13 protein-coding genes and 1 CRISPR repeat array are annotated in these 21,451 nt (G+C 46.2%); of the genes, 7 read left to right on the top strand and 6 right to left on the bottom strand.

Going from position 1 to position 21,451, the window contains the following annotated elements:
• Nucleotides 1-48: 48 nt before the first annotated feature.
• From QUA34_RS26405 to QUA34_RS26395, 3 genes are all read right to left on the bottom strand, one after another.
• Nucleotides 49-1,863 carry an adenylate/guanylate cyclase domain-containing protein gene (locus tag QUA34_RS26405; protein ID WP_333390066.1) on the bottom strand — a complete coding sequence of 605 codons (1,815 nt, stop codon included), beginning with the start codon at nt 1,861-1,863 and terminating at the stop codon, nt 49-51.
• A 573-nt stretch (nt 1,864-2,436) separates the two neighbouring features.
• Complete coding sequence (locus QUA34_RS26400; protein WP_333390064.1) at nt 2,437-3,543, bottom strand: FecR domain-containing protein; 1,107 nt, start codon at nt 3,541-3,543, stop codon at nt 2,437-2,439.
• 225 nt (nt 3,544-3,768) lie between these two features.
• Nucleotides 3,769-4,113, bottom strand: a complete 345-nt coding sequence (locus QUA34_RS26395) for a hypothetical protein (RefSeq protein ID WP_333390062.1) — start codon at nt 4,111-4,113, stop codon at nt 3,769-3,771.
• Nucleotides 4,114-4,212: 99 nt separating this feature from the next.
• Here QUA34_RS26395 and petP point away from each other — a divergent pair, with 99 nt between their 5' ends.
• From petP to QUA34_RS26365, 6 genes are all read left to right on the top strand, one after another.
• Nucleotides 4,213-4,413 (top strand): cytochrome b6f subunit PetP, encoded by a 201-nt coding sequence (gene petP / locus QUA34_RS26390; RefSeq protein ID WP_333070922.1) that lies wholly within the window; start codon nt 4,213-4,215, stop codon nt 4,411-4,413.
• Nucleotides 4,414-4,598: 185 nt separating this feature from the next.
• A complete protein-coding gene (locus QUA34_RS26385; RefSeq protein WP_333390060.1) occupies nt 4,599-5,693 on the top strand; it encodes a Get3/ArsA fold putative tail anchor-mediating ATPase NosAFP in 1,095 nt (364 codons plus the stop codon).
• Nucleotides 5,694-5,907: 214 nt separating this feature from the next.
• Nucleotides 5,908-7,158 (top strand): tetratricopeptide repeat protein, encoded by a 1,251-nt coding sequence (locus QUA34_RS26380; RefSeq protein ID WP_333390058.1) that lies wholly within the window; start codon nt 5,908-5,910, stop codon nt 7,156-7,158.
• Complete coding sequence (locus tag QUA34_RS26375; protein ID WP_333390056.1) at nt 7,070-7,501, top strand: CHAT domain-containing protein; 432 nt, start codon at nt 7,070-7,072, stop codon at nt 7,499-7,501. Before QUA34_RS26380 ends, QUA34_RS26375 begins: the two co-directional genes overlap by 89 nt.
• A 20-nt stretch (nt 7,502-7,521) precedes the next feature.
• On the top strand, nt 7,522-8,187 hold the full coding sequence (locus tag QUA34_RS26370) for a hypothetical protein (protein ID WP_333390054.1): 666 nt from the start codon (nt 7,522-7,524) through the stop codon (nt 8,185-8,187).
• Complete coding sequence (locus QUA34_RS26365) at nt 8,184-8,576, top strand: HEPN domain-containing protein (RefSeq protein WP_333390052.1); 393 nt, start codon at nt 8,184-8,186, stop codon at nt 8,574-8,576. The genes QUA34_RS26370 and QUA34_RS26365 overlap by 4 nt, the downstream gene beginning before the upstream one ends.
• Before the next feature lie 222 nt (nt 8,577-8,798).
• On the opposite strand, the gene QUA34_RS26360 is transcribed toward QUA34_RS26365, so the two are convergent.
• Both QUA34_RS26360 and QUA34_RS26355 read right to left on the bottom strand, forming a co-directional pair.
• Nucleotides 8,799-10,865, bottom strand: a complete 2,067-nt coding sequence (locus QUA34_RS26360; protein ID WP_333390051.1) for an elongation factor G — start codon at nt 10,863-10,865, stop codon at nt 8,799-8,801.
• A 495-nt stretch (nt 10,866-11,360) separates the two neighbouring features.
• On the bottom strand, nt 11,361-13,274 hold the full coding sequence (locus tag QUA34_RS26355) for a heavy metal translocating P-type ATPase (protein ID WP_333390049.1): 1,914 nt from the start codon (nt 13,272-13,274) through the stop codon (nt 11,361-11,363).
• 350 nt (nt 13,275-13,624) lie between these two features.
• Between QUA34_RS26355 and QUA34_RS26350 the strand changes: the two genes are divergently transcribed.
• Complete coding sequence (locus QUA34_RS26350) at nt 13,625-14,725, top strand: precorrin-8X methylmutase (RefSeq protein WP_333390047.1); 1,101 nt, start codon at nt 13,625-13,627, stop codon at nt 14,723-14,725.
• Nucleotides 14,726-14,992: 267 nt separating this feature from the next.
• On the opposite strand, the gene QUA34_RS26345 is transcribed toward QUA34_RS26350, so the two are convergent.
• Nucleotides 14,993-15,283, bottom strand: a complete 291-nt coding sequence (locus QUA34_RS26345; RefSeq protein WP_333325527.1) for a hypothetical protein — start codon at nt 15,281-15,283, stop codon at nt 14,993-14,995.
• Between the two features lie 109 nt (nt 15,284-15,392).
• A CRISPR array of direct repeats spans nt 15,393-21,384; the repeat unit is 37 nt; unit sequence GTTTCAATCCCTGATAGGGAGTTAGGTTAATTGCGGC.
• Between the last annotated feature and the right edge of the window lie 67 nt (nt 21,385-21,451).

Raw genomic sequence — 21,451 nt, 5'->3', positions numbered from 1 at the left:
TACTGACAACTGACAACTGACAACTGACAACCGACAACCGACAACTGACTAATGCTTTTCGCCCAAAATAGCATAAACCACAGTCTCTTCTTTTTTGCCGCGCAATTGAATCGAGCCTACTTTTTGGCCTTCGTAGCGATCGCGCACGTAAGAAAAAGTCCTCGCCGTCACCAACAAATTAAAAGGACTGTCAGAAACAATTTCCTTATTCATCGCCTCCAATCTAGCAGCAACATTGACAGCATCGCCGATCACAGAATAATTCAAACGCCTGGAACCGCCCACGCTGCCAGCAACTAACTGTCCGGTATGCAAACCGATGCCAAACTTAATTAAAGGTTTGCGTTCAATTCTAAGCTGCTGATTAAGTTGGTGCAGCCGTTCGTGCATCGCAATACAAGCCGCAACTGCATTCAAAGCATCTTGTTGAATTTGTCCATATTCGGTATGGCAAAAAGGCACCCCAAAAACTGCCATAATTGCATCACCGATGTATTTATCTACAACGCCGCCGTGATCCATAATACAGTTGGTCATCGCTTGCAAATAATTGTTCAGCCAGGTGAGTAAATCTCGCGGCGGCATTTTTTCTGAAATCGAAGTAAAACTACGAATATCCATAAACAGCACCGTTGCTGTAAGTTCTTGAGGTTCGAGTTCTCCCTGTTCAAATATCTCAGCTTTGCGTTGCCAAATAAGCTGAGCAGTCTCTGGATCGACGTGCTTTTCAAATAACCTCATCAACTGCTGCTTTTCGTACTGTTCCCGCAGTTGCAAAGCAGTGCTAGATAAAATGAGAGTGCCGATAGGTGCGGCAATCGGAACCCACCAAAAAAAGAAGCCAAATAACAAAGCAGCAGCCGCAATCCAAATTATAGGCAAACCGAGAGCGATCGCAATTCTCTCTTTAACACCTCGCTTGCCCAGAACCAAAGCAGTAAGCGACCCAATCCCCAACAATAACAAAATTTCTACGAGTACCGGCAGCCGCCGTAGCAAGCGTTGATTAAGCAAATTGTCAACCAACGCTGCATATAAATAAACCCCAGCCGTAGTTTTGTCGAGAGGTGAAGATATCGGGTCTAAACCGGTAGCAACTATGCCCACTAAAACTAACTTATTGGTCAGAGCATCTGCGGGAATTCTACCTTCTACGACATCAACAAAAGCATAGGTAGGCAGATTTTCTGTTTGCCCCGGCCAGTTAACCCAGACTTTTTTTTCCTGCTTATTTTTGGACTGTGGGAGCAATACTGGATCTTGGGGGTTAGCAGCATTGTACCTGTGAGTCATTGCTAAACCGAAATTAGGAATCCCGTTGAGAAAGATTTTTGACTCGCGGCTAATACCGTCGCTATCGGGTTCCTGGCCGATGTGGCCGACACCTGCGGCGGCGGCTATTAAAGATGCTACGGGTTCTTCTTTGGTGGTTCTAGCGAGTACAACTTTGCCGTTGGCGGCGATTGCAGCGGCTAAAATATCATCTTTCGGACTTGGATCGAGGAAAAGAATGTCAAAACCAACTGCTGTAGGGGGAGATTTTTTCAGTGCTTCTAGCAGTTGGGCGTAGCGGTTGCGAGGCCAAGGAAATTGACCGTATTCTTGCAAGGAATGCGGTTCGATCGCAATTACCGCAATTCTCGAATCCCATCCGGGATTTGGCAAAATTCCCGATTCTCGAATTTGAAATAGCATTTTGTATCCCAAATATTCAAGGGGTTTCCACATTCCAAATTGCAGCATGGCTACAGACATTATACCTACTACTGCCCCTGTCATCCAGGGAGGATTTGTGAATATATATTGCCGCAGGCCGAGCAGGTGATTTTGTTTGAGATGATCGATCCATTCTTTGAACTTCATGCAATTAATTTGACGAAATCATTGACATTTGAGTCCGACCTTCGGGAGGAGTTATATCAATCCTCGCATCCTTTTTAAAATTTTTACCCCACCCCAACCCTCCCCTTATCAAGGGGAGGGGGTAAGAAATTCACAAAGGATGCGAGGATGGCTATATATCAATTGCGGTGGCACTCCTGTTGATTGTTAACTGTTGACAGTTGACTTTTGGCTGTTGACTCGCTATCTAAAAACTGAATGCTTGAGTGTTAACTATTGACTCGATTTTATTGTTCCGCTGCAACCGGAACGCATATTAGAGTCATGAAGTTTTACAATACCGTAATGGCGAAAGGTTAACGCCAAATTTCTTTATTTTGAGTAATTTGTTGGGCATCTAAATTATATTTGTAGGCGGGCGGGACACCTCACAATAATTGAATTAAACTTGACTTTAAGATTTAGACGCGGCTGGGCTTACGAAGTTTCACCGCGAAATGCTTCGCCCTTACACGAAATAATCAACTCAACTAAAACTTACGATCTAACTCAGATCCTCAGAGACTGCCCGCGCAATTTGCTCTGAGAGGTTGTTTAGGGAACTGCGAGGCTGTAATGCCGTTCTGTGACTGACGGGCCTCGGACTACGATTTGGAGGCGGCGGCTTGGAGGTAAAATTCCTTGGATTTTGAAGTTGCCATTTCGATCGATCTTAATAGCTTCGTTGTTGACATAAAGTGTGTCGATCGGGTTAATTTGACCGCTGAGGCGATAGATATTGCCGCTGAATCTCAACAACCTGCGGACGTTGAGTTGAGCTAGGCGGGGGCTCGCTGAGGGCGCCACGGGCGAGGTTTGAGGGAAAATGGTCGTGGAGTTGCCGCTGTTGACAACTACTTCTGAGTCGGCGCTGCCGGATACTACGACTGCACCTTCAATAGTTTCGACTGCGGTTTTCCCGCCGCCGACGCTGACGCCAAAGGAGGTGCCGCGAACTCCGGCAACACCTTCTGGGGTTTCAACCCTGACTGGGGCAGTTTTGGCAGAACTTTTTTGTTGGGCAATTTGACTGGATTTGCCGAGTCCGCTGAAGGTATTGAGGGCGACTATTTGGTTTGGCGGGATAATTGTTGAGGTGTTGGCTGCGGGAGTTGCCGCAGCCGTTTTGCCGATCGACAACCTGACTCGCCCCCTGCTGACAAAAATGGCTGTGTCTTTTTCCCCACCTGCACTGCTTGACAAATTGGATATTCTGACTGCGGTTTTTTCGCCAACTTCCACGGTGCCGATGTTGTTGTCGATACCTAAACGGGCTGTGGAATCGGGGCCGGTGATGATTTCGTCTCCGGGGGCGAGTAGCCGATCGCCCACAACCGCCGGCCGCCCTTTAAAGCTGACTGTACCGCGAATTTCTTCTATTTCGAGCGATCGCCCCGTCGTTGTTCCCTGAGCGTTTATCGTCTCTGCTGGGGATGGATTCGCCGCCACTGTTGTCGGATTTGTTGGAGATTTGGAGGCGGTTGGTAGTGCTGGCTGTCGATCGACTGAGACAATTTTAGTAGGGTTCGAGGGCTGTTTGGGGGATGGAGAGAGCGGACTGGCGATCGTCGCACGACCCAGCGGCAGACAGGCGAACACAGCTAACGACAAACTTAGGAGCGGAATTTGGGTCGAGCGCCCACAGGTAAAAATTTTATTCATAATTTCAATTTTGTCATATTGAAGTTTCTAGACTTCCTTTCCTGTATCAGACACCCTAAATCCGGCAATCGTTCCATTTTTTATGCCGTAACACAGCAGCAAAAATAAACTTTATCAGCCTGAAACTTTAGCATTAAAACTTCTTTTTTGGGTCAGATTTTAGTAAACTGTTACAACATGACCGTTTCCTAAAATCTGACCTTCGGGAAATTTGGCAAACCAGACTCAAAGTCCTTTACAGCATGAAATTTCGCCGTTGTCAACGTCAGAGAGGGCAGATTTATATATAGCAAACATAAAATTAATTACTGCTTTTGAATGCCTTTTGGCTTCTGCCTGAAGGATGAATAATTGGGGAGAAATCCTGTAGTTGTGGCAATTAATAAAAAACTTCTTTTTGCGAATCACTAAAAAATAATTATTTAAGTGGTGAACAGCCTCTGCCAGTGGAGGTTGCCGCTGTGGAACATTATGAAGCAAACCCAAGCGAATCAGGGTAGACGATCGACAAACTCCGACTAGAATACCGTTTTTTAGGGAAAGTTGGTGGAAATTTCGATGGAAAATCATAGTGAGCGATCGCCTGCGGCTGTTGCTGTTCCGAAGTAGACGCCAAACTGTAAAATAAACGGTTGTATATAGGTTATATAGAGCAGGAGAACAATTTCAGTGGCAATAGAAGTAGGTCAGAGAGTTAAGGTGCGCCGTCTCAGAGATCGGATACCTGCAAATATAGTGGGCAAGATAAAGGAGAATCCTGTAGGCACTGTTGACGGATTCAAAATGGTTGACGGTAGCGGAGTAGGCGTGGTTGTCAAGTTTGACGGTTTTGCGACTTGGTTCTTTGAAGATGAGCTAGAACCCGTTTAACAGATGTAGAAGGAAGAAGGAAGAAGGAAGAAGGAAGAAGGAAGAGGAAAAATTTTCCCAATTCTTTCCCTCTCCCACTCTCCCACTCGCCGACTCTCCTCTTCCTCCACTCTCCCTCCTCCCCCACTCTGGCTGAAGGTTGCGCTTAAATGTTAAAGAGTAAGCTTTGGCAGTGAGAACAGAAAATGGCTTTGATTTTGACATTTTTGGGCAAAGGCGGCACTGGCCGCAGTACGATCGCGATCGCAACAGCTAAAAAATACGCGGCTCAAGGCAAGCGAGTTCTGCTGCTCGGCCAAGATCCGGGCCCTGCATTGGGCATCCTGCTAGGGGTTCCCCTGACTCTCAACCCTCAAGAAATCGCCCCCAACCTCAAAGCAGTTCAGGTGCAAAGCGCGCCGCTGCTAGAACGCAGGTGGGACGAAGTTAAACAATTAGAAGCTCAATATGTCCGTACTCCCTTTTTCAAGCAGATTTACGGTCAAGAATTAGGAGTGTTACCGGGAATGGACAGCGCGCTGGCGTTGAACGAACTTCGGGAATACGACGACAGCAAACAATACGATGTAATTGTTTATGACGGCAATGGCGGCATGGATACGCTGCGGATGCTGGGAATGCCGGAAATTCTGAGTTGGTATATCCGCAGGTTCCGTCAAGCTTTGGTAGATTCGGATTTGGGGAAAGCGCTTTCACCTTTTATTCAACCAGTTGTCAGTACGGTGTTGACTGTGGATTTGTCGGGAGACAATGCTTTTCAATCTACTAAGCAAGTCGATAATCTCTTGGATAAGGGTAAGGAAGCGCTGGCAGATCCGAACCGCACGGCGGCTTTTTTGGTGACGACTGGGGATGCAAGTGCGATCGCAACTGCCCGCTATCTTTGGGGAAGTTCTCAACAAGTTGGTTTGACTGTGGGCGGTGTCATTGTTAATCAAGCATCGGTTACAGAAGCTATTACTGCGGAGTTTGATCCTTTGACGGCTGTTTCGGTTCCGGCGCACAGTGACAATAACTGGCAGCCGCTAATTGATGCTTTGCCAGATTTTTCTGAGGCGGCAAAAGCTCCTAAACCGATTAACATAAACATTGCACAGCGTCAAGTTAGTTTGTTTTTGCCTGGGTTTGACAAGAAAGAAATTAAATTGATTCAATCCGGGCCGGAAGTCACGATCGAAGCGGGCGATCAGCGGCGCAATATTTTGCTGCCTCCGGCGCTAACTGGGAAATCTGTTACTGGTGCTAAATTCCTGAATGGTTACTTGATTATTTCTTTTTAGGGTAAGGAAGAAGATCGTTTCTAGTAAAGACTAAAGTCCTTAGTTCCCCGAAAATTATTTGGGGTAGGGAGACGGCATTGCCGTATCCTCTGCGGCCAAAGTCAGGACACGGCAGTGCCGTTTCCCTACAATTAATCGAGGGTAGGGAGACGGCATTGCCGTGTCCTCCGTTGCTTATGTTACAATTTCCAACAACACATCACCAACCCAGCCAATGCTCGGACAAATTTGGCAAAGCATCCTCAACCTGTGGCGGCAAATTCAGCGACATTTCCGCAAAGGAGCACCCCCACCGCCAAAGCCTACTCCGATTCGCTCTTTTGGGGAATACGAACAGAAATTCATGGCACTGTTAGAGGGTGTTGAACAAGGCTGGAGTCGGGGCGAAATAAAAGGCTTTTTAATCGGCTGCAAAATCAAAGATACTGAGTGGGTAAACTGGCTGCAAGAATTTGGAGAAAGGTTGCTGGTATCCCCGGAAACGAATTTAGAATTGGGTGGGCGGATGGTGCGGCTGGGTGAGATGAATTGCGGGAAAATGAGTGAGGTTGCTGGCAATATCGGCAGGCAATTGTTGGCTGGGGAGAGCTTGAATCGGAATCCTGCCGATGATTCATCGGTTATAAGTGAAAATATTCTTACTCGATTGTTGGCAAGGGAGGGTTGGAGTGTTTATTCTACAGAGAATTCATCCGCTGCTAACCAGCGCGACTCAACTTTGCAGGCAGAATATTTACCACGAGAAATCAGTCAAGAGGCTATAGAATTCTATAATCAAGGAGTCGAGCATGATTATAAAGGAGATTTAGAAGGGGCGATCGTAGCCTTCGAGAAAGCCTTAGAAATTGACTCGAAATACCACTTAGCCTGGTACAACCTGGGCAATACCCTAAAGGATTTGGGTCGCTACAAAGAGGCGATCGCAGCCTTCAAGAAAGTCTTAGAAATTGACCCCAAATACCACCATGCCTGGTATGGGCAGGGCGCTACCCTAAATGCTTTGGGGCGCTACAGGAAGGCGATCGCAGCTTTCGAGAAAGCCTTAGAAATTGATCCCAAAGACCACTATCCCTGGAACGGGCTGGGCAATGCCCTAAGTTTTCTGGGGCGCTACACGAAGGCGATCGCAGCCTACGAGAAAGCCTTAGAAATTGACCCCCAATTCCACTATGCCTGGAACGGGCTGGGCACTGCCTTAACTTGTCTGGGCCGCTACAGTGAGGCGGAAGCAGCCTTCCACAAAGCCTTAGAAATTACAGGCGATCAATCATTGGAAGCTTGGGTCTGTCGAGGTTGGGTATTTTTCTACTCAGGGCGCTACAGTGAAGCTATTCAAAACTGGGATGAAGGTTTAAAGAAATATCAGCCCAGCAATTGTGACTATCGCCTTGCTTGCAGCACGTTGCACCAGCAAAAAGACGAGGCACTACGACGAATACGGCAAAAAAATCGGCACTTATTTTGAATCTTTTCACAAAGGCAAAGCCAGCGATGAGATATCTACCGCTTTAATGATGATTCGATTCTATCAAATTCTCAAGGAACAGCGTTGCCAAAATAAGTTGCATCCGGCACTAGCCCTCAAAGAAGCGCAAAAATGGCTCCGAACTATTACTTACAGCGAACTATCCAACTGGTATCTGCAATTGTCTGAAATAATGAAAGACAATTCCGGTTGCAGTCAAGATTTGAGAGACGAAGCTAACCTCACCCGCAGAGATAGTGCTAAAATTGAATCTGACAAACCTCCTTATGCCGATCTCTACCACTGGGCTGGTTTCACAATTACTGGTAAAGTTAATCCCTAACTTCCAAACCATCGACTATTATGAAAGAAAGAGATATTATTAGGCTGCAAGCCCTTGGCGCTGCTTTAGCTCAACTAGATTCATCTGTCCAGCTTGGCGAGTTGGAAGAGAATATAAGTCGTCAGATATTGGCTTTAGAAAAATTAGCCGAACAAAACCACACTCTGAACGAAATTTACACAAAAGAACGCCTCGACTTAAAAGAGCAGTACCAAGCAAAATCAAAAGACAAACGCTACCAGCCGACAAGTGACAGCATTTACAGCACGGATGCTGCAAATTTAAGCCCTTCCTTTCCTCAGCCGCCTGAAGAAATGGAAAATCCCTCTGAAATAGCTAAAGCCTTTGACAATTTAATTGCATCTTTTAATAAAATCAAAAGCCTGTACGCGGTTGAAAATCCCCTAGAAAGTTTTCAAATCATCATCGAACAAGAAGCGATCGCACCTTTGATTCTGGAAGGTTACGATCGCATTCGAGCGCTATTTCCTACGGAAAGATTAGGCTTGGAAGTGAAAACAGATCCAGAAATTGCCAACTGGCGATCGCTGTGGATTACCATTTATACCAAACTCGAAGTCGATGAAGCTTTTGCAAAGTTAAAAAATCTCGATCGCACTTGGTGGCTAGACGCGAGTATTGTCATTCCTAACAATATACTAAACATTGACTTGGGGTGGGAATGAAATTCGATTGGTCAGAATACTTTAATTTAGCAAAAGAGCTAGCTGAAACCAGTGAAGAAGCAAAATTGCGTTCTGCTATAAGTAGAGCTTATTATTCTGCGTTTTGCCTAGCACGGAATTACTGGCGCGACATTCAACAAGATCCCAGACTCTCGCGGAATAAAACTTATGATATCAATGACCATCAATATGTAGCTGAAGAATTTATTTACAATCAATCAAAATCCCAGACAATGATAGAGATAGGCAAAGATTTAAGTCGCTTGAGAAAAATGAGGAATAAAGCTGATTATGAAGATACTATATTTATTAACTTACAAAGAGAAGCAAAAACTGCGTTAATGCTAGCCGAAAATATTATTTCAGCGTTAAGTAACTTAACTGAATAATCAGGTAAATCTGAGATGTGGCACCATTCTCAATAAGCTTTTTATGAACAGGCAAGATGCCTGTTCCACAAGAAAATTCACTCTTTGTGGAACAGGCATCTTGCCTGTTCTTGAGAATGGTGGAAGATGTGAGGTAAATGGGAATTGAACCCAATAAAATTTAATGGCAACTCCTGCAAAAACCCGGTTTATTCAAGAAACCGGGTTTTTTAAGACTATTACCTAACTTTTACCGTTACCGTTTCCATTGCCGCCAGTCGTTAGTAAAACCCGCTTAGCTAAAGGTTCCGGCACTTCTTGCAATCGATCGAACTCCCAATTAAAAAATCCTACTCCCATTGTCTGCGATCGCAATTCTACGATCAAATTCTGCATTTCTGCGATCGGCAAATAAGCAGAAACTGCATCCCATCCCTTCCAGTCTTTTTTACCTTCGTAGCCGAGAATTTGCCCGCGGTGTCCGCTGACCAACTGCAACACCTTTGATGTACACTCGTTCGGAGCGCAAATTTCAACTTTGGCGATCGGCTCCAGCAATGCCGGTTCGCACTTGGCCATTCCCTCCTGCATCGCCAAACGCGCTGCTTGCTTGAAAGCTTGTTCGGAACTGTCAACGGTATGGTAGGAACCGTTCGTCAGCGTCACCGCTACGTCTACCACGGGGAAACCCAGCGGGCCGCGATCCAAATACTCGCGCACTCCCACTTCCACGCCGGGAATGTACTGTTTTGGGACGACTCCGCCGACTATTTTGTCGGTGAAATTGAAGCCTTCGCCTCGTGGCTGCGGTGTAATATCGAGGTACACATCGCCGAATTGTCCGTGCCCGCCGCTTTGGTGTTTGTAGCGCCCGTGGATGGAAGATGCTGGTTTGCGGATGGTTTCTTTGTACGGCACTTGCGGTAAGTGAGTTACCATCGGCAAGTTATACTTGCGGCGCAACCTGTCTAAGGCTACTTTCAGGTGGATTTCGCCTTGACCCCAAAGTATAATTTCGTGAGTGTCGCCGTGCTGTTCCCAGACTAAAGATGGGTCTTCTTCTAGCAATTTAGCTAAAGCGGAGCTCAGCTTAACTTCATCGTTGCGCTTTTCTGGGACGATCGCCAGTGCGTAGACAGGGGAGATGATTTCGGCTTTTGGCAATTCTTCCGATCGGTCGATCGCCAGCGTATCGCCTGTTTTCAGGCCTTCTAGCCTTCCCAAAGCCACAATTTCCCCCGCGCTGACAGACTGCAAACTTTGCGTTTGCTGGCCGGTCAAGCGGTACAAACCGTTAACTCGAACGCCGTTCAAAGTTGCTCCGTCTGCCAGCGTCCCCCGCCACATTCTCACTAACGATAGTTTGCCTCCCTGCGGCGTGTAATAGGTTTTGAGGATTTGAGCCAGACCTTTGTTTTCACTTTGTATAATGCCGCGGCGATCGGCTGTAGTTTCCGGTGTCGGCGCTTCCCTCAGCAACGCTTCCAGCAGAGGCCGCACGCCGAAATCTTGTTCGGCGATGCCGATGAATACTGGCACAATTAAATCTGCGCCTAATTCCATCTTTAAATCGCGGGTAATTTCTTCGGCGTCGGGATTGATTTCTTCGAGCAATTCTTCGAGTAAATGGTCGTCAAAATTCGCCAATTCTTCGAGCATTTGCTGCCGCGCTGCGCTTTCTTGTGCTTTGAGGTGTTCTGGAAGCGGGACGGGATCTGCGGCGGCGCCCGGATGGTAGTGGTAAGCTTGTTCGGTTACTAAGTCGATAAAACCGATGATTTGTTCGTTTTTGCCGATCGGATATTGGTGAGGTACGATCGGTCTGCTGGAAACGGATTTGAGCGCGTCGATCACTTCGGTGAAGTTGGTGCCGCAAGTAGTTTCGTCTGTGTAAGCTCGATCGATCTTGTTGATGAAAACTAGGTGGGGAATTTCCCAATCATCGAGGAATTTAAACAGTGGCGCGAGGGTTAAAGTGCGATCGGCAACGGGTTCGCAAACAATTATCGCCGCATCCACACCAATCAGCGCATTGTAAGTTTCTTGGGCAAATTCTACCGAGCCCGGACAGTCGAGAAATGTGAAGCGGACGCCTTCATATTCAGCGGTGGCGGCGTTTACTTCTACGCTCATTTGGCGATCGCGTGCTTCCGGCGAACTATCACCTATTGTGTTGCCATCTTTGACATTTCCTTTGCGGGTAATTGTCCCTGTCACCGACAGCAAACTTTCGAGGAGTGCGGTTTTACCGCTTAAATAAGGGCCAACAATTGCAACGTTTCGCGTGGCCCCAAAGACTTTTTCGTTCATATTCCCTCCAACAGAAAACTTGTTTTCCATTGCTCTTGGTGCAAACAGTTCTATACCATTTTCTAGACTTTTTCTAGGTTAATTTTTATTGCATTTTCGAGCAACTTCAGATTTTGGTATGATTCTATACTTTTGACGGTAGCGTGTTTTGAGTGACCAAAACACAAATTGTAGTTTTTCTTAATATTTGGATTTTTTAACCGCAGAGAACGCAGATTAACGCAGATGAACGCAGATAAATTTATGGTTTCCCGGCTCTGGCTATTGGTGACAACTTACAGTCAAACCTTCAGTCCGGCAGGGGTTGAAACCCCTGCCTCAAAGCTAAAGTCCTCTGAAGAGGACTAATGAGTTTAAAAGTTTTCTTCTGAGTCCTCTTCAGAGGACTTCAGCTATTAGCCAGGGAATTCATTCCCTGGCGGACTAGAGGCTTAAGTTGTCACCAATAGCCAAAGCGGGGGAACGCATTTCAGTCTTACTCTGCCTCGCATTTATCTAATTTCTGAGCAGTCGCAAACCGCTCAGAGTTACTATTACTGTAGAGCCTTCGTGACCGATAACGCCGAAAGGCATGGTGATATTTCCGAAAAAATTAGCCGCCAATAACAGGACAATGCAACTGAGTGCAAAAACAATGTTTTGTTTGACAACATTTTGAGCGCGGCGACCTAAACTAATTGCTTTAGCTAGTTGCTCTAACTTATCTGCCATTAATACGATATCAGCAGTTTCTAAAGCAACATCGCTGCCGGAAATCCCCATCGCAATGCCCACGGAAGCTTGAGCGAGGGCGGGGGCGTCGTTGATGCCGTCTCCCACCATTGCTACAGTTTGATACTGGGTTTGCAGTTGTTTAATTGCCTGCACTTTGTCTTCTGGCAAAAGTTCGGCGTACACTTCATTGATGCCTAATTGACGGGCTATATGTTGAGCTGTTTGCTTGTTGTCCCCGGTTAGCATAATTATATGTTCTACGCCTAATTTTCGCAAGCGTTTTACCGTTGCTGCTGCTTCGGGGCGGAGGGTATCTGCTACTGCAATGATTCCCAAAAGCTGAGCGCCCTTTGCCACCCAAACAACGGTTTTACCTTCCGCTTGCAACTGTTGGCTGATTTGAGCTAATTCGGAAGTTGCTTCGACAAAATTGGCTTTACCAATGGCAATGATTTGATTGTTAACTTTGCCGACTATTCCTTGGCCGATTTTTGCTTGTACGTCGGTAGCGGTTGACAATTGTAACTGTTGCTGCTGGGCGGCGCTGACAATTGAAGAGGCGATCGCGTGTTCGGAATGAGCTTCTAGGGCTGCAGCGAATTGCAGAACTTCTGTTTCAGTATATCCGGCTGCTGGTACAATTTGGATAACTTCAGGTTTTCCCGTGGTGAGAGTTCCGGTTTTGTCAAAGGCGATCGCCCTTACTTTACCAATCATCTCTAATTGCGCGCCACTTTTAAACAAAATCCCCTGTCTCGCCCCATTAGCAATTCCTGAAAGCAGCGCCGGCATAATCGAAGCCATCAGCGCGCAGGGGGACGCGACTACTAAGAAAATCAGCGCCCGATAGATTGTCTCTTCCCAATTCCAGCCCAAAACAAAGGGCGGCAAAGTTGCGAGAAGCAAGCCTAAACCGACAATTAATTTGGCATAACCGCGCTCGAATTTTTCCACAAACATTTGAGAAGGCGGCGCTGCTGTTTGCGCTTCTTGAACCAGCCGAATCACTCGCTGAATCAAGCTGCTTTCTGGAGTTTTATGAACTTCGAGTTTCAGCGCGCCGACACCGTTAATTGTACCTGCATAGACTTCATCGCCGCTGGTTTTTTCCACGGGCATCGATTCGCCGGTAATCGAGGCTTGATCGATCGCACTGTAGCCTTCAATAATTATCGCATCTGTGGGGATGATTTCTCCGGGCTTGACTAAAATGTAATCGCCAATCTGCAATTTTTCGATCGCAACTTCCCGTTCCCCGCCGTACATTACCACTCTAGCAGTATCCGCAGTCAAACTCATCAAACTGCGGATGCTGCGTTCAGTCCGCTGCATAGCATAACCTTCAAGGGCGCCGCTAATTGCAAAGATTAAAATTAACACCGCACCGTCAACAATTAAATGATATTCTTGCCGCCATAGCCCCAAACCGGCCGCGCCCAAAGCAGCGACAATCATTAACAAATCTACATCTAATTCGCGTTCTTGAAAAAGCGTAGTTAAGCCTTCGCGGGTACTGGAATAGCCGCCGATAACATAAGCTGCGGGTAAGATGAATACGGCTAAACCCAGCCAGCCGAATTGCAGGGCTAGGGAACCCAAGATTACTAGAATTCCGCACAGGGCGGCAGTTAAAGCGTCGGGATGTTCTGCGGCGAGTCGCCAGAGGCGAGAAATGGGGAGGGAATTGGGAGTCATTGGGGAAATTTGATTTGGTAGAATGACTCCTTTACCCTAAACCTTGACATTAATGTCAATGTCAAGAGTGAAACTAAAATAAATCCAGCATCAACTCGCCCCTCGTTGAGTCCCACAGTCCGACAGCCCGACAGGGAATGAATTCCCTGTCTCATAGCGCAAGTCCTCTGAAAGAGGACTCAAGAGAGTTGAGAATTGAATTTAATGTTTTAGTCGGTTTTAACCGACTTCTGCTATGAGACGGGGATTTCAATCCCCGGCGGACTGTGGGTGAATGCGTGGGAATTGATTACCGGGCGGACTGTGGGTGAATTCGAGAATCAAATATACAATCAAAATCCCAAAATCCCATGCAACAATACCTGACAATCAAACAACTTACAGAAGCAGTAAAAGGCACAATTACCCCTCGGATGGTGCGACATTATCACGCTTTGGGGCTGCTATCTCCGGCGGTACGATCGACCTCTAACTACAGACTGTACACCCGCAGCGATGTGCAAAGACTGCAAAGAATAGTCGCACTCAAGCAGCAAGGCTTTCAACTGTCTCACATCCGCAAACTATTAGAAACAGACGCGGATGCTTCGCCTGACGCCCTGATGGCGACTCTGCAACGGCAATATCTGTCGGTTATTCAGCAAATTGTTCGCCTCAGAGAAACGGCATCAGCGCTGGAAGGATTGCTGGGACGGGATATTTCCTGTCAAGCGGTACAAGCTGACGCATTGGCGCAATTAAGGCTGTTGCAGGCGGAAACTGAGGGGGGGTTGGATGAGTTGGAACAACTTTGGGAGGGTTGGGATGCGGGGGCGCACACTCACCCGGAGGATTTTGGGGAGTCGTTGCAGCATTTGTTGCCGGATTTGGGCGATCGCTCGGAAATTGAGGTAGACTTGCTTTCAAAACTGGTGTTAGCCTGCGGTGATTGTTCGCTGCTGCCGTTTGTGAAGTTGAGCGCAACGGCGATTAAATCGGCGCGGGAAGCTTTGAAAAATCAGTGTCAAATTGTGGCTGATGTGCCGCCTGTTTTTGCGGCTTTGGATAGGACTAGATTGGCGCATTTGGGAACAAGTATTAAAACTTTAATTGATGATCCGCACATCAATGCTGCGGCGGAAGCGGAACAGGAATTCTGGCAGCAGCGTGAGTGGTTTGAAAAGTTGTTGAAACTGGAAAAAGGATGTATATTGGTGATAGGATATGCGCCGTCTGTGCTGATGGCGGTTTGCGAGGCGATCGAGTGTGGGCAACTGCAACCGGCTTTGGTAATTGGTATGCCGATCGGTTTTAGTCATTCTCCGGTGGCAAAACGGCGGTTAGTGCGATCGGGTGTTGCTTATATTACGACTGTGGGGACTTTTGGCGGCGGGTTGTTGGCGGCGGTTGCTTTGAATGCTTTGGTTGAGTCTTTAATTGAAAAGCCGAATTGTCATTGTCATCTCAAGTGAAGAGGGAATTTAGGTTTATTGTGGCTTAATTTGTTTTTTACTCTTTTATTCGTTTCAATCCCTGATAGGGAGTTAGGTTAATTGCGGCGGCAGTGGATCGATTTTCTTCAAAAGTGTGAAGTTTCAATCCCTGATATGGAGTTAGGTTAATTGCGGCCAAGCTGCCGAGTAAATCCCCGGGATGAGCCGGGGACTATTCCTAATTTCCCGGTGGGTGCGTCGGGTTGCTCCTCAATCCTCTCTCAAAAGTCAATAATTCAGAATCTATTATGAGGTGGGCTGGCTATCGGGAGGAATGAATTTCTTTAAATCCTCGCGTGAGGTCGCATCGTCAGAAATCCGCTCCTTTAGCTGCTCTAAAAGGTTGTGCTGCCCTAAAAGTTCGTGATATTCGATTCTCAACGTTCTTTCCAAAGCTTTGAGGGACGTGGTTTGCGGGCCCTGCTTTTGTTCAGATTTGTCCACTGCCCAATTGAGTGCAAGCATCAAGAGTTGAATCTCTTGTACATCAAGGCTTAAAGAGAATTCGGTTACTTGGGTATCGGCAGTTAGTTTCATCGGTCTCCCTCCAAAATTTCTAGAATTATCTCAGCTTCTGTCACAGTCATCCTAGAATTTTTGACACGTCTCCTGAGTTCGTTACACAAGTCGGCCGCTTCGATTTTTGGTTTCAATCCCTGATAGGGAGTTAGGTTAATTGCGGCATAGCTTACAGCCTGCGGAAGTCTGGGAAGTTGGTTTCAATCCCTGATAGGGAGTTAGGTTAATTGCGGCAAAACAATGGCTTCTCAAAAAATCAAAGATGTTTCAATCCCTGATAGGGAGTTAGGTTAATTGCGGCTCGATAAATTTCGAGACTGGCTGCTTGACCTGCGCTCCCGTTTCAATCCCTGATAGGGAGTTAGGTTAATTGCGGCTCTATATTCGCGAGACTCACGAAGGGGGTACTAGGTTTCAATCCCTGATAGGGAGTTAGGTTAATTGCGGCCGATGACGATTCTTAAGTTTTCTAAGTTTTTCGCGTTTCAATCCCTGATAGGGAGTTAGGTTAATTGCGGCTTTTGAAAAAACGATTGATACGTTCGATTAGTAGTTTCATGTTTCAATCCCTGATAGGGAGTTAGGTTAATTGCGGCTTTACCGGACAAGTACACCGCTGCTGATATTGCGTTTCAATCCCTGATAGGGAGTTAGGTTAATTGCGGCGATTTTGCGCGTCCTCATTCTTACTCTGTCGGTAGGTTTCAATCCCTGATAGGGAGTTAGGTTAATTGCGGCAATAGTTTGAAGGCATTATTACCCTGCGAAGGGATAGGTTTCAATCCCTGATAGGGAGTTAGGTTAATTGCGGCATACCTGAAGCACTGTAACGTGTCCTGGCATCCAGTTTCAATCCCTGATAGGGAGTTAGGTTAATTGCGGCGATTTTTCGATATCTAAATGCAAATGTGGAGCAGGGTTTCAATCCCTGATAGGGAGTTAGGTTAATTGCGGCGAAATTGAGCGCTTTAATTCTCTAACTCCTGACCGTTTCAATCCCTGATAGGGAGTTAGGTTAATTGCGGCTTTAAAAGAGTATTTGGCTCTATTTTCCACAAGTAGTTTCAATCCCTGATAGGGAGTTAGGTTAATTGCGGCTTGGGAAGAGTTAGCGGGCCACGCCGGAGGATAGGTTTCAATCCCTGATAGGGAGTTAGGTTAATTGCGGCGCCTAGCTTTTGGTGTGGGAGTTCTGGGAATCGGTTTCAATCCCTGATAGGGAGTTAGGTTAATTGCGGCCCCACTAAGAAACATTAGAAAATCTCTGCTATTCCTTGTTTCAATCCCTGATAGGGAGTTAGGTTAATTGCGGCTTGAATTATCACTAAGTGTAAGAATCCCTTGTCTTTGTTTCAATCCCTGATAGGGAGTTAGGTTAATTGCGGCTAGGATTATTCTGAAGTGTGCTGGTTTTTGTAAAAGTTTCAATCCCTGATAGGGAGTTAGGTTAATTGCGGCCTTACTATTTAATAGTATCACATCTCCGACATTTCGTTTCAATCCCTGATAGGGAGTTAGGTTAATTGCGGCACGAGAGATAATTCGTCAGGAGGTAACTCATTAAGTGTTTCAATCCCTGATAGGGAGTTAGGTTAATTGCGGCTCAAATCGCCTACAACGTGCTACTTAGTTCGCAGTTTCAATCCCTGATAGGGAGTTAGGTTAATTGCGGCAGAAGCAACACGAGAGAGAAATTTGCTTCTTTGGTTTCAATCCCTGATAGGGAGTTAGGTTAATTGCGGCATTCCTCAATAGTAACCCCGTCCGTAACTTTCTCTGTGTTTCAATCCCTGATAGGGAGTTAGGTTAATTGCGGCGCTCAACAAACAAGGATGAGTTTTTATCTGACGAGTTTCAATCCCTGATAGGGAGTTAGGTTAATTGCGGCCGAAAAATAGTGGGACAAGCTAGATTTGGGATTAGTTTCAATCCCTGATAGGGAGTTAGGTTAATTGCGGCCGTAGCGGTAGTGAGCAGCGCCCGCGAACTATCTTGTTTCAATCCCTGATAGGGAGTTAGGTTAATTGCGGCTCGATCAAGAGTTCTTGCAGCTCCCGCCACTGCTTGTTTCAATCCCTGATAGGGAGTTAGGTTAATTGCGGCGAAAGGCTAACCCTTGAAGCAATCGAAAACGGTTTGTTTCAATCCCTGATAGGGAGTTAGGTTAATTGCGGCTCCTCGTCGTCATAGTCATCTGGATCGGGGAGTTTCAATCCCTGATAGGGAGTTAGGTTAATTGCGGCTTCGCCAAGACGAGAATTTTGCTTGTAGTTTGCGTGTTTCAATCCCTGATAGGGAGTTAGGTTAATTGCGGCATGGTCAACAGATTGGCCATAAGTACACTATTTGTGTTTCAATCCCTGATAGGGAGTTAGGTTAATTGCGGCCTTAAATTGATAGCAATGTTGCAGGTTGCGATCGTAGGTTTCAATCCCTGATAGGGAGTTAGGTTAATTGCGGCACAAACCCGGAGAAGCCTACCTCAGATTTTTCTATGTTTCAATCCCTGATAGGGAGTTAGGTTAATTGCGGCAGTTTGAACCGATATCTGGCACTATTCCTACTCGGGTTTCAATCCCTGATAGGGAGTTAGGTTAATTGCGGCTTGATGGATTTCTGTCGCCGCACATCCACCGACCGAGTTTCAATCCCTGATAGGGAGTTAGGTTAATTGCGGCTGAGTAATTAGATCGTAAGAATAATGTAAAAAAGGTTTCAATCCCTGATAGGGAGTTAGGTTAATTGCGGCTTAAAAGGCCCCGACCCCCGCACTCCAAGCAACTGATCGAGTGCTCGCGTTTCAATCCCTGATAGGGAGTTAGGTTAATTGCGGCTGTAAAATATAAATAGTACAATGATAATATCTTAGTTTCAATCCCTGATAGGGAGTTAGGTTAATTGCGGCGCTTCCATGCGCTTAATATTTCCACCCCGGGGGTTGATCGTTTCAATCCCTGATAGGGAGTTAGGTTAATTGCGGCTGTGCCGCCTTGTGCGACAGTAATGGGGAATGTGTTTCAATCCCTGATAGGGAGTTAGGTTAATTGCGGCCTGGTTAATGATAGCTTATTCTGGGGTTGATTGGCGTTTCAATCCCTGATAGGGAGTTAGGTTAATTGCGGCCCCACATCTCCCCTACTGTGATTTCAGGTTCTGATTGTTTGTTTCAATCCCTGATAGGGAGTTAGGTTAATTGCGGCCCTACCCTCAAAACGGCTCCAGAGAGGAAAGTATTCGTTTCAATCCCTGATAGGGAGTTAGGTTAATTGCGGCATAATCGGGAGTTTTTTCAAAGGGTTCAAGTTTGTTTCAATCCCTGATAGGGAGTTAGGTTAATTGCGGCCACTAAGTACGGCTTTAGTGCTGACAACCCAGAGGTTTCAATCCCTGATAGGGAGTTAGGTTAATTGCGGCTTTCCCCCCTTTAGGTACTACCCCCCAACCTAAAGCTCGGTTTCAATCCCTGATAGGGAGTTAGGTTAATTGCGGCCCGAGCAGTGCTGATGAAAGCGCGTTCAATTGGCAATGGTTTCAATCCCTGATAGGGAGTTAGGTTAATTGCGGCCGCCAGTAATAGGGTGCAGCTCTGCATCCGCAATAGTTTCAATCCCTGATAGGGAGTTAGGTTAATTGCGGCATAGCCGCCCGTGATAGGCGGCTAAGCTCAGAAAGTTTCAATCCCTGATAGGGAGTTAGGTTAATTGCGGCTCAGTCGCGCATCATCTTCCTCAATCACAAATTCTGTTTCAATCCCTGATAGGGAGTTAGGTTAATTGCGGCTTGAGATAGCTAGCGGTTACATAATGCTTTAGGCGTTTCAATCCCTGATAGGGAGTTAGGTTAATTGCGGCTTTTAATTTATTAAATAGCAAGAGTTAAAACTAAAGTTTCAATCCCTGATAGGGAGTTAGGTTAATTGCGGCGTTGCCTGTGCGGGGTAAACGGCCTTTAGTCAAGGGGTGGCGGTTTCAATCCCTGATAGGGAGTTAGGTTAATTGCGGCCAAATCAAATACTTAGCAACAGTTCTGATGGTAATTGTTTCAATCCCTGATAGGGAGTTAGGTTAATTGCGGCCTCATAAGCTTTCTCAATTCATTACTTAGATATTAGTAGTTTCAATCCCTGATAGGGAGTTAGGTTAATTGCGGCAGAAGGGCAGGGAGCCCAGTAAACCATAGAATCTAGTTTCAATCCCTGATAGGGAGTTAGGTTAATTGCGGCCAATTGTTTTTCGCCGGGCTACTTTAAAAAAAATGTTTCAATCCCTGATAGGGAGTTAGGTTAATTGCGGCGCAATCCTTGGATTGCTCTGAGTACATCGGGGAGTTTCAATCCCTGATAGGGAGTTAGGTTAATTGCGGCGCGGTTGCGATTCAGGCAGAACAGGATACAGGGAATGTTTCAATCCCTGATAGGGAGTTAGGTTAATTGCGGCATTAGCAACAGCATTAAAAGCCTCAGCCGGAAGTGTCCAAGATTGTTTCAATCCCTGATAGGGAGTTAGGTTAATTGCGGCTTGAAAATTACCACCCTGACTATGCGGGGGTGGAAGCTCTCGTTTCAATCCCTGATAGGGAGTTAGGTTAATTGCGGCGCGTGCAGCCTTCTACCGACAAAGTAGAGAGGAAGTTTCAATCCCTGATAGGGAGTTAGGTTAATTGCGGCTAGTTATGGGCTTTTTACTTCTTCAGCTTATTATTGTTGTTTCAATCCCTGATAGGGAGTTAGGTTAATTGCGGCAATCTTCCCGGAATTTGTGAACTGGGGAAGCGGCCGTTTCAATCCCTGATAGGGAGTTAGGTTAATTGCGGCTGTAGAGTGTTTGATCCGGTTCTTTGGAATCAGGTTTCAATCCCTGATAGGGAGTTAGGTTAATTGCGGCTATATACTTGCACGTTGTCGTTGGCGTGTCAAGAGTTTCAATCCCTGATAGGGAGTTAGGTTAATTGCGGCCTTTTCTGCTGTTTGTAATTGTCTAATTGTTGTTTTGTTTCAATCCCTGATAGGGAGTTAGGTTAATTGCGGCATGCCCAGGATACTGATTATCAAGAAAATCTCTGTTTCAATCCCTGATAGGGAGTTAGGTTAATTGCGGCTCGGATAAGGGGGAGAGAATTAACCAATTTGCTGCATGGTTTCAATCCCTGATAGGGAGTTAGGTTAATTGCGGCTCGATTTAAGTCTTGACTCAGTAGACGTATACGTTATTGTTTCAATCCCTGATAGGGAGTTAGGTTAATTGCGGCGATTTAATTTTGCAAGTTCTTTATCTGGAATTTGCTTGTTTCAATCCCTGATAGGGAGTTAGGTTAATTGCGGCGCGACAATTCGATTGAATATGCCAGACTTTGTGCTAAATATCTTAGTTTCAATCCCTGATAGGGAGTTAGGTTAATTGCGGCAGCGGCTCACTAGCCATTTAGCACCCTACTCTCTGTTTCAATCCCTGATAGGGAGTTAGGTTAATTGCGGCATACGAAGGTACACCGTCATCACCGCAAATATGGTTTCAATCCCTGATAGGGAGTTAGGTTAATTGCGGCTAGAGGCGGCAATGAATGTAATCCAAACTCGAATTGGTTTCAATCCCTGATAGGGAGTTAGGTTAATTGCGGCCTCTTTCCCCCGTCCTTTGCGGGTCTTGGCAGATTTGTTTCAATCCCTGATAGGGAGTTAGGTTAATTGCGGCTTGGCGCAGGCACAAAAGAAAGCACTAGCTGATGGTTTCAATCCCTGATAGGGAGTTAGGTTAATTGCGGCCAGCCGGAATTTTGCCAGCGGGAAACATCAAAGCGTTTCAATCCCTGATAGGGAGTTAGGTTAATTGCGGCAAGCACTTTTGCTTGGCGGGCTGCTTCATGCACCGTTTCAATCCCTGATAGGGAGTTAGGTTAATTGCGGCTAGCGCGGCGCCGGCACAACGGGAACTGATCGGATTGTTTCAATCCCTGATAGGGAGTTAGGTTAATTGCGGCTGGATTCGAGTAAGGTTAAGTCACTTGATACGTGTTTCAATCCCTGATAGGGAGTTAGGTTAATTGCGGCATCGAATGCCAGTTGCCCATGCCTAAGTTCATGCTCGTTTCAATCCCTGATAGGGAGTTAGGTTCAATACTCCGGACAGTTTTTAAGCAGCCAGAGTACCATAAGACAAGACTGAAGGAAGGTTAGGGTGATTTAAAATC

It is taken from the genome of Microcoleus sp. POL10_C6 (assembly GCF_036701585.1).
Lineage (GTDB): Bacteria > Cyanobacteriota > Cyanobacteriia > Cyanobacteriales > Microcoleaceae > Microcoleus.
The sequence above is the reverse complement of the archived record's forward strand: the minus strand, read 5'-3'. Positions and strand labels throughout refer to the sequence as shown.

What these genes read in the sequence shown, in the direction of transcription:
- QUA34_RS26370 (WP_333390054.1), top strand. Translation starts at nt 7,522, where the DNA reads ATGAAAGAAAGAGATATTATTAGGCTGCAAGCCCTTGGCGCTGCTTTA.
- QUA34_RS26400 (WP_333390064.1), bottom strand. Translation starts at nt 3,543, where the DNA reads ATGAATAAAATTTTTACCTGTGGGCGCTCGACCCAAATTCCGCTCCTA.
- QUA34_RS26355 (WP_333390049.1), bottom strand. Translation starts at nt 13,274, where the DNA reads ATGACTCCCAATTCCCTCCCCATTTCTCGCCTCTGGCGACTCGCCGCA.
- QUA34_RS26380 (WP_333390058.1), top strand. Translation starts at nt 5,908, where the DNA reads ATGCTCGGACAAATTTGGCAAAGCATCCTCAACCTGTGGCGGCAAATT.
- QUA34_RS26365 (WP_333390052.1), top strand. Translation starts at nt 8,184, where the DNA reads ATGAAATTCGATTGGTCAGAATACTTTAATTTAGCAAAAGAGCTAGCT.
- QUA34_RS26345 (WP_333325527.1), bottom strand. Translation starts at nt 15,283, where the DNA reads ATGAAACTAACTGCCGATACCCAAGTAACCGAATTCTCTTTAAGCCTT.
- QUA34_RS26385 (WP_333390060.1), top strand. Translation starts at nt 4,599, where the DNA reads ATGGCTTTGATTTTGACATTTTTGGGCAAAGGCGGCACTGGCCGCAGT.
- QUA34_RS26360 (WP_333390051.1), bottom strand. Translation starts at nt 10,865, where the DNA reads ATGAACGAAAAAGTCTTTGGGGCCACGCGAAACGTTGCAATTGTTGGC.
- QUA34_RS26350 (WP_333390047.1), top strand. Translation starts at nt 13,625, where the DNA reads ATGCAACAATACCTGACAATCAAACAACTTACAGAAGCAGTAAAAGGC.
- QUA34_RS26405 (WP_333390066.1), bottom strand. Translation starts at nt 1,863, where the DNA reads ATGAAGTTCAAAGAATGGATCGATCATCTCAAACAAAATCACCTGCTC.
- QUA34_RS26395 (WP_333390062.1), bottom strand. Translation starts at nt 4,113, where the DNA reads ATGATTTTCCATCGAAATTTCCACCAACTTTCCCTAAAAAACGGTATT.